This is a genomic window from Enterococcus sp. DIV1206 (assembly GCF_051712485.1).
In the GTDB taxonomy this organism is placed as follows: Bacteria; Bacillota; Bacilli; order Lactobacillales; family Enterococcaceae; genus Enterococcus; species Enterococcus faecalis.
This window is the reverse complement of sequence record NZ_JBIOOZ010000001.1, coordinates 1,552,856-1,565,702: the sequence shown is the minus strand read 5'-3', so window position 1 is coordinate 1,565,702 and position 12,847 is coordinate 1,552,856. Positions and strand designations below refer to the sequence as shown.

The following is a 12,847-nucleotide window of genomic DNA, read 5'->3' as shown; positions in this document are numbered from 1 at the left end:
TCTCAGTTTTTCTGTACTATAATGAGGGCTGGATGTAAAGATTTTGAAAAGAGGTACTTATTTTATGGTCGTTGATTTGAAAATGTTAGCTATGATTTTTATCATTAATTTTGCGTATATTACCTTAAATACTATTCGTTTTATGTTAACGATGAAAGGTTATCGGGTTATTGCACCGCTGGTTAGTATGGCTGAAATAACAATTTATGTCTTAGGGCTAAGTATGGTTCTGAATCGGTTAGACAATCCTTTAAATTTACTTGTTTATGCGCTTGGTTACGCTGTTGGCATTAGTGTAGGAATTAAAATCGAAGACTATTTGGCCTTGGGTTATATTATGGTATCAGTTATCCTCCCTTCTACTACTGAACAATTTCATTTACCAGAAACACTTCGTGAACACGGCTATGGTGTTACGCAAAGTGTCGCCTACGGACGCGAAGGAGAACGAATGGTTTTAGAAATTCTTTCCCCAAGAAAAAACGAACGTACATTGTACAAATTAATCAATCAATTAGAGCCGAGAGCATTTATCATTTCCTATGAGCCTAAGTTCATTTCCGGTGGTTTTTGGACGAAAAAAGTTCGCAAAAGAAATGACTCCATTTCTCACTAAGAAGCGGCGTCATTTCTTGTTATTGATTTTTAGTTTACATAATAAAATTATCGTAACTTTAATTTATTCTAAGATAACTTAGAGAGTTCGTACCTAGTTGCTCAATCAATTGTTGCATAAAAACTAAGCGTTCGATGGCCGATCGGTTAGCAATTTTTTCATAATAAAATGCTAGAATATCCGACTGTGCTTCTAAAGGCTCGGCTTGTTCCGTTGCTACTGGTAAAAGGAGTTTTAAGTGGTCCTGGTCAATCGTAATCACTTGGGTCAAGTGCAAACTTTCTTGAAAAATATTAGGCACAGTACTGACTTTGCGGCCTCGCAGAGCTTGTTTAATAACTCTTCTCGCTTGCGAAAGATAGTATTCAGGATTTACGTCCCCTAGCAAGTCATATAAAGCGCTGAAGGCTTCTGGCAAGGGTTGCTCTTTGCACAAGTAATCAAAATAACGAGGCATTGTTGGAACCTCTGTCTTTTCTTTCTCAAGCGTAATCATAGATAGTTGTGCCGAGGCCAATCTTTGTTTTTGATAAAATGAGGGGTCACCGCTCACGCCAAAAAAATAGTCTTCCTCTTCTGGAAACACTTGTGGCCAAAAAGATTCAGCTAGCCAAAATAATTGCTCTGTTACAGTTCCTTTAAACTTAGGAAGTTCGTCTTCAGCCAAGGTCAAACTCGCAACTTCAGCTGCCGTATAAATAGGAAAATTCAAACGATATTGACGATTTTCCCGAATGATTAACTGACAATCAATCATTTCTGATAAAAATTGTTCTAACTTGGCTTCTGTTGCAAAGGCCGCTTTTAATTGTCTTAAAATGATTCTTTCTTCCCGATGTTCATACATAAAAGTAACAAGAGGGAAAAAAAGTGATTGGTTGAGCAAATGATTGTATTGTTTCGTTTGTTGCGGAGAATGATAGTAAATTGCTAAATCATTCATGTTAACGCCCCTTTACTATTGAAGCGCCTAAGCAACAAGGAATTTATCGCGTTGCTTAGGCGCTTACGGTTTTAGTTAAAGACTTCTGTTAATTGTGGTACTACTTGTTTTTTACGAGAAACAACGCCTGGTAAGAACGCACGATTGTTAACTAATGTTACATTGAATGCTGCTTCAATTTTAGCTTGTTCCGCACCAATCGCTAATAATTCAGAATCACTGTCTAGGATATTCGTAATAATTAAGACAAACAAGTCATAATTATTGGCTGCATTTTCTGCGGCCATAGCTGCTTCTAATTCAGCTTGACGATCTAAAACTTCTGCTAAGTCGACGGTATTTACTTGGGCAACGCGAACTGTTTTGCCGTTCATTGGGAAGCTCTTAGCATCTAAATCTAAAAGAACTTCAGCTGATTTATCGCTTAAATTTGTTCCTGCTTTTAATAAGTCAAGACCATAGCCTTCTAAATTGATTTCAGCAATATCAGCTAGGGCGTGCGCTGCATCGATGTCTTCTTGTGTGCAAGTTGGTGATTTAAATAATAATGTATCAGAAATAATCGCTGAGACCATCATACCAGCAATTTGAGCTGGAATTGTCACGTTATTTTCTTTAAACATTTTATAGATGATTGTACTGGTACACCCTACTGGTTCTGCACGATAATACAATGGATCTGCTGTTTCGAAGTTGGCAATCCGGTGATGATCCACTACTGCTAAAATGTTTACTTCAGCGATATCTGAAATGCTTTGTTGGAATTCGTTATGATCCACTAACATGACTTGGTTTGTTTCGCTAGCTGCTTCAGTGACAACACGTGGTGCTTCAATATTGAAGTAATCTAAGGCATATTGAGTTTCTTCACTTGGTGTTCCTAAAGCGACAGCTTCTGTCTCTTTTCCTAATTCTTTTTGTAAGTAAGCAAAACTAATTGCTGCTCCGATAGCATCTGTATCAGGATTTTGGTGTCCAAAAACTAAAATTTTTGACATAATACACACTCCTTGGTTTTGATTCACTCTTAATGATAACAAAAAATAGAAAAGAAACAACAAAAAAATTGTCTTCTTTTCTATTTTTTCGTTTGTTAACGTGCTAGATAACCTTGATAGTCCTCGACATGTAGTAGTTTTTTCGCATTTTCAACACGATCATTTTTAGGAGGCTCAATTCCTTCTAATGGATAAGGAATACCTAGTTCTTCCCATTTGTACTTGCCCATCGTATGGTAAGGAAGCACTTCAACTTTATCTACATTGTTTAATGTTTTTATGAAGGCATCCAGACGGATTAAATATTCGTCGTAATCACTACGTTGAGGCACCAATACGTGGCGAATCCAAACAGGTTTGTCAATTTCAGATAAATAGGTAGCCATCTCTAAAATATTATCATTTGATTGCGTTGTTAACAGTTTATGCTGCTCGTTATCAATATGTTTGATGTCAAATAAGAGTAAATCTGTATACTTCATCAATTCATCAAATTGACTAATGAAGGGTTCTTCCCGAGTAAAAGGTTTGCCACACGTATCTAAGGTGGTATGAATGCCTTGTGCTTTGGCTTTTTTAAATAAATCGATTAAAAAGTCCATTTGCAATAGCGGCTCACCACCACTGACAGTGATACCACCCTTTTCGCCCCAATAAGAGCGAAAACGTAATGCTTCCTCTAATACTTCGTCAGTCGTCACCACACGACCACCGGAACCAATTTTCCAAGTATCTGGATTATGACAGAATTGACATCTCATGCGACACCCTTGTGTAAATACGATAAAACGGACACCTGGGCCATCAACGGTACCAAAATTTTCTGTTGAATGAATTCTACCTGTAACTGGTGTTGTCATAATGATCCCTCTTCTTTCAAACGAAAAGGATGACACGTTAAATGTCACCCTTTCAGTTAAATAATGTAAATGTTTTTTATAGTCTGTCGTGTGAAGTTCTTGAAATAACGTCTGCTTGTTGTTCAGGAGTTAAGTCACGGAATTTCACGGCATATCCAGATACACGGATAGTTAAGTTTGGATATTTTTCTGGATGTGCTTGTGCATCTAATAATAATTCGTTTGTAAATACGTTTACGTTTAAGTGGTAACCACCTTTATCGAAGTAGCCATCTAATACGTTACGTAAGTTGTTAATTCTTGTGTCGTCGTCTTTACCTAAACCATTAGGGTTGATGGTTTGTGTATTAGAAATACCATCTAAAGCGATTGTATATTCTAAACGAGCTGTTGAGTTTAATGAAGCTAACAAGCCATTTTTCTCACCTAAGAATTTACCGTCTTGATAACTTGGGTTCGCACCTGGTGCAAGAGGTTTGCCGGCACGACGTCCGTCAGGCGTGTTCCCTGTTGCTTTACCATAAACAACGTTTGAAGTGATTGTTAATAATGAAGTCGTTGGTTTAGAGTTACGGTATGTGTGTTGACGTTTAATTTGTGTCATAAAGTAATCTAAAATCCAGTTAGCCATTGCATCGGCTTCTTCGTTATCATTTCCGTATGTTGGGAATTCTTTTGTTGGTACATAATCAATTGCCATACCATCTTCGTCACGGATTACTTCTACTTCACCGTGTTTAATTGCCATGATACTATCAGTCGCATGAGAGATTCCGGCAATACCAGTTGCGAATGTCCGTTGTAAATCAGTATCCATTAAAGCTAATTGTGGTGCTTCATATGCATATTTATCATGCATGTAATGAATAATGTTTAATGTGTTAACATACAATTCAGCTAACCAGTCTAAGATGTCTTTATAGCGTTCCATGAATTCATGGTAATCTAATTTGTCACCAGTCATTGGACGATATTTTGGTGCTACTTGCATTTTAGTTTTTTCGTCGACCCCGCCGTTAATTGCATAAAGAACAGCTTTCGCTAAGTTCGCACGAGCGCCGAAGAATTGCATATCTTTACCCATAACTGTTGCAGAAACACAACATGCGATTGCACAGTCGTCAGAACCCCAGTTTTCACGTAATAAGTCATCGTTTTCAAATTGGATAGATGAGCTTTCCTTCGCGATTTTAGCTGCATATGTTCTGAAGCCTTCTGGTAAGTGAGAAGAATACAATACAGTTAAGTTCGGTTCTGGAGATGGTCCCATGTTTGTTAAGGTGTGTAAGATACGGAAGTCATTTTTGGTAACTAATGAACGACCGTCAATACCCATACCAGCAATAGATAATGTTGCCCAAATTGGATAACCAGAGAATAATTGGTTGTATTCTGGTGTCCGTGCAAATTTAACCATACGTAATTTCATGATTAAATGGTCAATCATTTCTTGTGCTTCAAATTCAGTGATTAAACCAGCTTCTAAGTCACGTTGGATATAGATATCTAAGAATGCTGAGATACGACCAATTGACATTGCCGCACCATTTTGAGATTTAATGGCACCTAGGTAACCAAAGTATAACCATTGGATTGCTTCTTGCGCATTTGCAGCAGGACGAGAAATATCGAAACCATAAGAAGCAGCCATTTGTTTTAAGTCATTTAACGCACGGTATTGTTCAGAAATTTCTTCACGTAAGCGAATAACATCGTCTGTCATTTCTTTGTTACCAGTGTTATCATGATCTTTTTTCTTTTGTTCCATTAAGTAGTCGATACCGTATAATGCGATACGACGATAGTCACCGATAATACGGCCACGGCCATAAGCATCTGGAAGACCAGTAATGATTTTGTTTTTACGTGCTAAACGCATTTCAGCTGTGTAGGCATCAAAAACACCTTGGTTATGTGTTTTTCTGTATTCTGTGAAGATTTTTGTCATTTCTTCGTCAGTTTCATAACCATTTGAAACTAAGGCATTGTTCGCCATTTTAATACCACCGAATGGCATAAATGCTTGTTTTAATGGTACATCTGTTTGTAAACCGACAATTTTTTCTTCTTCTTTGATTAAGTAACCAGGTTCATGTGACGTAATAGTTGCTGGGATATCGCTATCCATGTCATAAACGCCATTTTTTTCATGTTGGATTTCAAATAACTCTTGTAGTTTTGTCCATAATTTGTCAGTGCTCGGAGCGATTGGTTCTAAGAAACTGTCGTCGCCTTTGTACTCTGTGTAGTTGTTTTGAATAAAATCACGAGTGTCAACGCTTGTTCTCCATTTGTCGCCTTTAAAGCCTTCCCATTGTTTCATGAAGTGTTTGCCTCCTTAGTTAACTGCTACTTGATTGTATGTAACAGCTTTATGTGATTAGTATAACACATAACCTTTTAGATGCAAGCGTTTTTTTATTATTTATTGCACTTTCTTAATAAATAAATGGGGAGCAAAGATTATAAACGCTGATATATAAACATTTATACTTGTGAAAATAAGAACGATTTATAGTTGTTATCACTTGTGAAAAATGTACTTCTGTATTAAAAACAGCAGGCATCTGTATTAATACAGATGCCTGCTGTGGAGATATTTATAACACAGTTTAGTTTGTTTGTTCTTCTTCAATCACTGCAGAATGCATCTCGTGGACTTCCATTACTTGGCCATCTTTTTGTTCATCGATGACAAAGGAACCGTTGGATGTTCGTTCACTGATTGGATAGTTTTTCGACTGAATAACTTCTTGTGTGCCTTTTTGCGTAGTAACTAATAAATCTAAATCGGTACTTTCAGACATAAAGACAACACGATGTGGATTTTTCTTCAATTCCCGCAAGACCATTAGTCCACGTTTTGCTCGTCCTAATTGTGTTAATTCTTGGGCTAACATACGTTTAACACCGCCACGTTGGGTAACGATGACAATCGGTGTATCCCCTTCAGAATGAACCAGTAAACCATTAACGACATAATCGTCTTCTTTGAGGTTCATTGATTTAACTCCAGCCGCTTTACTACCCACAACAGGTACTTCATATAATGGATAGCGTAAGCCAAAACCGCGATTGCTAACGAGGAAAACATCCAATAAGTCTTGATCATTTGTTAAATAAACATTGGTAATTTCATCTTGGTCTGATTTTAATTTCATACAAGATGTCGGGCGGCTCTTATAAGTGCGCCAAGGCTCAAAATCAGCCATTTTGGTTTGTTTAATCATGCCAGCTTTTGTAATGAAAACAAAGGTTTTTGTCGGACTTAACTCTTTATAAGGATATACAGCAATAATCGATTCATCGATAGCAAGATTTAAAATGGTTTGAGAAATATGTTCGCCAATTTCTTTCCAGCGTAAATCTGGCAACTCATGGACGGGGCGATAGATCATATTCCCTTTATTTGTTACTAGTAAAAGATGATCTAATGTATTGACTTCGCCAGCATATAGTAAAAAGTCGCCTTCTTTCATGCCGATTTCTTCTGGTTTTGATGCTGTATAAGAACGAATACTACTCCGCTTGATATAGCCTTCGTGCGTCACGGTTACGACCACGTCTTCCTGCGCAACTAACACGGCTGTTTCAATCTTGATTTCTTGGATTTCCTCTTCAATTTGAGTTAAGCGCGGATTGCCATATTGCTTTTTAACTTCGCGAAGTTCTTTTTTCATGACTGAGAATAGTTCTTTTTCATTGTTTAAAATGTTCAATAACTCAGCAATTTGTTGTTCTAAAGTTTTCGCTTCTTCTTGTAAATCAGTAATATCCGTATTGGTTAAACGGTATAGCTGTAAAGTAACGATTGCTTCAGCTTGTTCTTCAGTAAACGCATAGTCGGATACTAAGTTCTTCTTCGCATCTTTTTTATCTTTACTGCCACGGATTGTTGCAATCACTTTATCTAAGATAGACAATGCTTTAATTAAACCAGCAACAATATGCTCACGTTTGCGAGCTTTGTCCAACTCAAATTGACAACGGTTAATGATAACTGATTTGCGATGCGTAATGTAACTTTCTAAAATCCGTTTTAGTCCCACTTGTTGCGGGGTCATGTTGTCGATGGCTACCATGTTAAAGTTGTAATTGATTTGCAATTCAGTGTTTTTAAATAGATAATTTAAAATACCTTCTGCATTGACATCTTTTTTTAGTTCAACAACAATTTGCAAGCCAGTTCTGTCACTTTCGTCACGAACTTCGGCAATGCCGTCTACTTTTTTATTTAAACGGATTTCATCCATCTTCTTCACTAGCGTTGCTTTGTTGACTTCATAAGGAATTTCAGAAATGACAATTTGTTGTTTGCCGCCTTTTAAGGGCTCAATCTTTGTCTTCGCACGTAAAATTACTTTACCACGGCCGGTTTCGTAGGCTTTTTTAATTTCTGCTTTTCCTTGTAGGATCCCACCTGTTGGGAAATCTGGTCCTGGAATGTATTCCATTAATTTCTCTAAACTTGCATTAGGATGATCAATTAAATACACAGTTCCATCAATGATTTCCGCTAAATTATGCGTAGGAATTTCTGTTGCATAGCCTGCTGAAATCCCCGTTGAGCCATTTACCAATAAATTAGGATATTTGGCTGGTAAAACAGTGGGTTCTTTTTCTGTATCGTCAAAATTCCAGACGAAATCGACGGTACTTTTGTCGATATCTTTTAACAACTCACCACTTAACTGTGATAAACGAGCTTCTGTATAACGCATCGCCGCTGGTGGGTCGCCATCCATACTTCCGTTGTTTCCATGCATTTCAATTAGTACTTCCCGTAATTTCCAGTCTTGACTTAGACGCACCATCGCTTCATAAATACTGCTGTCGCCATGGGGATGATAATTCCCCATAATGTTTCCGACAGATTTTGCTGATTTACGAAAGCCTTTATCAAAGGTATTGCCATCTTTATTCATTGAAAAGAGAATGCGGCGTTGTACTGGTTTTAGCCCATCTCGAATATCTGGTAGGGCCCGTTCTTGAATGATGTATTTGGAATATCTTCCAAAACGATCGCCCATTACTTCTTCAAGGGTTAATTCTTGAACTTCTTGGCGTTTTTCCAAAATTGTCACTCCCTACTCTATGTCAAACAAACTGATTTCAGTGTCATCGGTTTGTTCTGCTTCTTTTGTTTTTTCCGCATCTAAAAGACTTTCTCCTGTTGGTGCAGAAGTGTCTTCTTCTGAACGATCTAAAATACTGCCATCTTCTTCCAACGTAAATTGAACATGTTGCTCAATCCATTTTCGACGAGGTTCGACTTTGTCGCCCATTAATGTGGTCACACGGCGTTCTGCTTGAGCTGCATCATCAATCCGAACACGAATTAAGGTTCTAGTTTCAGGATCCATCGTTGTTTCCCAAAGTTGTTCTGCATTCATTTCCCCCAGACCTTTATAGCGTTGGAGCATATAGCCTTTACCAACTTTATCAATCACTTCTGCCAATTCACCATCGGTCCAAGCATACTCAATGACTGATTTTTTTCCAGTTCCTTTAGAAACTTTATAAAGAGGTGGTAAGGCAATATAGACTTTGCCGACTTCAATTAATGGTTTCATATAACGATAGAAGAACGTTAATAGCAACACTTGAATATGGGCACCATCGGTATCCGCATCGGTCATGATGATGATTTTATCATAATTACAATCTTCAATTGAAAATTCAGGACCAACGCCTGCGCCAATCGTATAGATCATAGTATTGATTTCTTCATTTTTCAAGATGTCTTGCATTTTCGCTTTTTCCGTATTAATGACTTTTCCTCGTAGCGGTAAAATGGCTTGAAATTTCCGGTCGCGTCCTTGTTTTGCTGAACCACCGGCCGAGTCTCCTTCGACAAGATATAATTCATTTTTCTTAGGATTTCTGGATTGAGCCGGGGTTAATTTTCCAGAAAGTAACGATTCGCCTTTTTTCCGTTTTTTACCGTTCCGGCTTTCTTCACGAGCTTTGCGAGCCGCTTCGCGGGCTTCACGGGCTTTAATCGCTTTCCGAATTAATGATTGACTCATTTCACTGTTTTCTTGTAAATAGAAGCCCATTTGTTCGCCTACGACGTTATCGACAACGGTTCTTGCTAAAGGTGTGCCTAATTTCCCTTTGGTTTGACCCTCGAACTGTAGTAAGTTTTCTGGTACTCGAATTGAAAGGACAGCTGCTAAGCCTTCACGGAAGTCGCTACCTTCTAAATTTTTATCTTTTTCTTTTAATAGTCCTACTTTACGTGCATATTCATTGTACGCCTTCGTCATTGACGTTTTCATACCGACTTCGTGGGTACCGCCATCTTTTGTGCGGACATTGTTAACGAAAGATAAAACATTTTCAGAATAGCCATCGTTGTATTGGTAAGCTAATTCAACTTCAATACCTTCTTTGGCTCCTGAAAAATAAACAACGGGTGTTAATGTATCTTTTTCTTCATTTAGATAGGCAACAAATTCTTTAATGCCTTTTTCGTAGTGGAAGACTTCTTCTTTGGGTTCTTCCCCACGTTCATCCGTTAAAGTAATTTTGACGCCTTTTAATAAGAAAGCTGATTCTCTCAAACGTTCTGCTAAAATTTCGTAAGAAAAATTTGTCGTAGAGAAAATGGTGTCGTCAGGTAAAAAAGTAACAGAGGTACCGTTGCGTTTTTTTGTTTTGCCGATTTTTTTTAAGGTACCAACTGGTTTACCGCCGTCCTCAAATCGTTCCATGTATTCAACGCCATCACGAACAATATGAACTTCTAACCACTTTGATAAGGCATTAACAACACTGGCACCCACCCCATGGAGTCCGCCTGAAGTTTTATAGCCACCTTGGCCAAACTTACCACCCGCATGTAAGACAGTAAAAATGACTTCTACTGTTGGGATACCAGAAGCATGCATCCCTGTTGGCATTCCGCGGCCAGAGTCTGCAACACAAATACTATTATCTTTTTGGATAGTTACGTTGATTTCATTCCCGTAGCCAGATAACGCTTCATCGACTGCATTATCGACAATTTCATAGACTAAGTGATGGAGTCCACGGCTATCGGTTGAACCGATATACATACCAGGTCTTTTCCTCACTGCTTCCAATCCTTCTAGGACTTGGATAGAGGCATCATTGTACTCATTGTTAATTTTTTTAGCCAAAGAAAAAACTCCTTATACTTAGATTCTCGTTTAGTTAATAAGCGTACATTAACTATTTCTTAAAGAATTAGAAGAAGAGTGAGCCGGTTTCTTGCGTTTTCCGTTCGCTCCTTCTAAAACCATCATTACAATAATACTCTATCTGGGTCAAAAAAAAAAGAGCTTTCCGTTCAGGACGCTCTTTCTTTATAAAATTACACGTGTTTATTCAGCATCTGCCATTTTTGCCAATTCAATTTTAATACAACGGTTCATAATAACTTGACGACCTTCATTTAATAACAAGTTCGCTGCCTCTTCATTTTCCAAACCTAGTTGGGCCCAAAAGACAGGCGCTTCTGTTTTCAATGTTTCTGCGGCCACTTCTGGCAAAAATTCACTCCGCCGAAAGACGTCAACAATATCAATCTTTTCAGGAATCTCTGTTAATGTCCCATAAACCGTTTCGCCAAGCACCGTTTCACCTTTTAAAACTGGATTGACAGGCAATACACGATAGCCATGTTGCTGTAAAATTTCCGCAATTTTGTAACTTGTGCGGTCGGGCTTGTTACTCAAACCAACCACCGCAATATTTTTTGCTTGTTTTAAAATATCAAAAATTTGATTTTGACTTGGATTCTCAAATGTCATTCACTCAACCCCTTTTTTCGTTCTTATCTATTATAACGCTGAGTAAAGGGTTTTTGCAAAATTATTCTCTGACTGCCGGTAAAATAATTATTGGCTTTGCCAATCTGCTGGATAAGTCACGTAGACAAAGCGGGCATCACCCGTCACTGAAAATTGAATTTTGCTACTTTTCGGGATTAAAATAATTTCACCGGCTGTTGCAGAAATTTTACGTCCGTCAATCAGTATATCCAGTTGTCCTGAAATAATATAATCAATTTCATCGTATTCTAGTGTCCAATCGAAGGTGGTATCTTTCATCACCATTAAACCGCAACCAAGGCGCGGGCTTTCTTCTAAAGAAAACAGATCTTTTGTGTAAACAATGTCCGCTGGGTTGCCTGTATCTAAGCGGTCGTCTTCTGTTACGTCGATTTCGGGTAATTTGATGGACATAATTCCACTTGGATCCACTTGTTTAGTCGGCATTAATTTTTCTGTGACAATTTGTCGAACAAGCGTTTCAATCATTTCACGATTTAATTCTGTCATATTTACACCTCATTATTTCACTTCTGTTTCGGGTTTCCCTAGCATTCGATTTGCCATAAAGATAGCCACAAAAATGGCGGTAATCCCTCCAACTAATTTGCCAACAATCATTGGAAAAATCATTTCTTTTGCTACGCCTGCAGTAAAACCAAGGTGATCACCTAAAACGAAAGAAGCCGAAACAGCAAAAGCGATATTAATAATTTTTCCTCGATTATCCATGTCTTTTAACATTTGGAACATGGGAATATTGTTAGCTAATGTAGCAACCATTCCTGCAGCCGCTACTTCATTCATTCCTAAAACTTTTCCTAGTTTCATCAATGGTTTATTAAAGACTTTCGTAATCACTGCTACTAAACAGAAAGCGCCAGCTAAAGTTAAAGCAATCCCGCCAACGACTTCAATTCCTTCAGTAACTGGTGCAATACCAGGAATCACTGTAATTCCTAATAATAGTTGAATCGCCCCCACAACTAAACCAAAGATAGCGACAATCACTACGCCTTGGCCAAAAATTTGGAAGCCTTTAATCATGCCTTTTGGCGCTAACCATAAACCTAAAATAATTAAAGCGGCAACAATAATAATTGGAATTAAGTTAGGAATAATCAATGACAATGGCATGCCAGCTGTTAAACCACCTGCTAATAAACCAAAAGGAATTGTAATAATCCCGCTCAAAACACCTGTTGCTAAGAATTGTTGGTCGTCTTTTTGGATAATGCCAAGCGCTACTGGAATTGTAAAGACTAACGTTGGCCCCATCATTGCGCCTAAGATTGCCCCCGCAAATAAACCAGCTTGTGGATCATTGGCTAATTGTTGCGCTAACGCAAAGCCGCCCATATCATTAGCCAATAAGGTTGTGGCAAACATTGCTGGATCAGCCCCTAGTAATTCATAGACAGGAACGACAATCGGGCTTAAAAGATTGGCTAAGACAGGCGCTAAAGTGATAATCCCTACCATAGAAAGCGCTAGAGAACCCATAGCCATAATCCCTTCCTCAAATTGCTCCCCTAAACCTAGTTTGTTGCCAATACATTTATCGATTCCTCCAATAATCATGAAAAGAACCATAATATACATAATAATTTCATTAATGCTCATGTCTCGTC

10 protein-coding genes are annotated in these 12,847 nt (G+C 38.1%); 1 reads left to right on the top strand and 9 read right to left on the bottom strand.

Annotated elements, in window-relative coordinates:
- Window positions 1-64 precede the first annotated feature (64 nt).
- Window positions 65-616, top strand: a complete 552-nt coding sequence (locus IGK86_RS07685; protein WP_016617366.1) for a DUF2179 domain-containing protein — start codon at window positions 65-67, stop codon at window positions 614-616.
- 58 nt (window positions 617-674) lie between these two features.
- On the opposite strand, the gene IGK86_RS07680 is transcribed toward IGK86_RS07685, so the two are convergent.
- The 9 genes from IGK86_RS07680 to eutH form a co-directional block, all read right to left on the bottom strand.
- Complete coding sequence (locus tag IGK86_RS07680; protein WP_016617365.1) at window positions 675-1,559, bottom strand: DUF1803 domain-containing protein; 885 nt, start codon at window positions 1,557-1,559, stop codon at window positions 675-677.
- A gap of 71 nt (window positions 1,560-1,630) precedes the next feature.
- Entirely contained in the window at window positions 1,631-2,557 is a 927-nt protein-coding gene (locus IGK86_RS07675; protein WP_002360265.1) for a manganese-dependent inorganic pyrophosphatase, read from the bottom strand.
- Between the two features lie 95 nt (window positions 2,558-2,652).
- Window positions 2,653-3,417, bottom strand: coding sequence for a pyruvate formate-lyase-activating protein (pflA, locus tag IGK86_RS07670; protein ID WP_002357530.1), 765 nt, complete (start codon window positions 3,415-3,417; stop codon window positions 2,653-2,655).
- A 76-nt stretch (window positions 3,418-3,493) separates the two neighbouring features.
- Complete coding sequence (gene pflB / locus IGK86_RS07665) at window positions 3,494-5,740, bottom strand: formate C-acetyltransferase (RefSeq protein WP_002357529.1); 2,247 nt, start codon at window positions 5,738-5,740, stop codon at window positions 3,494-3,496.
- Between the two features lie 289 nt (window positions 5,741-6,029).
- Window positions 6,030-8,492, bottom strand: a complete 2,463-nt coding sequence (gene parC / locus IGK86_RS07660) for a DNA topoisomerase IV subunit A (RefSeq protein ID WP_010823694.1) — start codon at window positions 8,490-8,492, stop codon at window positions 6,030-6,032.
- Between the two features lie 12 nt (window positions 8,493-8,504).
- Complete coding sequence (parE, locus tag IGK86_RS07655; RefSeq protein ID WP_438742273.1) at window positions 8,505-10,562, bottom strand: DNA topoisomerase IV subunit B; 2,058 nt, start codon at window positions 10,560-10,562, stop codon at window positions 8,505-8,507.
- Window positions 10,563-10,766: 204 nt separating this feature from the next.
- Window positions 10,767-11,195 (bottom strand): CoA-binding protein, encoded by a 429-nt coding sequence (locus IGK86_RS07650; protein WP_002363980.1) that lies wholly within the window; start codon window positions 11,193-11,195, stop codon window positions 10,767-10,769.
- An 87-nt stretch (window positions 11,196-11,282) separates the two neighbouring features.
- Complete coding sequence (locus IGK86_RS07645; RefSeq protein WP_002357522.1) at window positions 11,283-11,726, bottom strand: ethanolamine utilization protein EutQ; 444 nt, start codon at window positions 11,724-11,726, stop codon at window positions 11,283-11,285.
- A gap of 12 nt (window positions 11,727-11,738) precedes the next feature.
- Window positions 11,739-12,839: an ethanolamine utilization protein EutH gene (gene eutH / locus IGK86_RS07640; protein ID WP_002357520.1), complete on the bottom strand. Its 1,101-nt coding sequence runs from the start codon at window positions 12,837-12,839 to the stop codon at window positions 11,739-11,741.
- Window positions 12,840-12,847 lie beyond the last annotated feature (8 nt).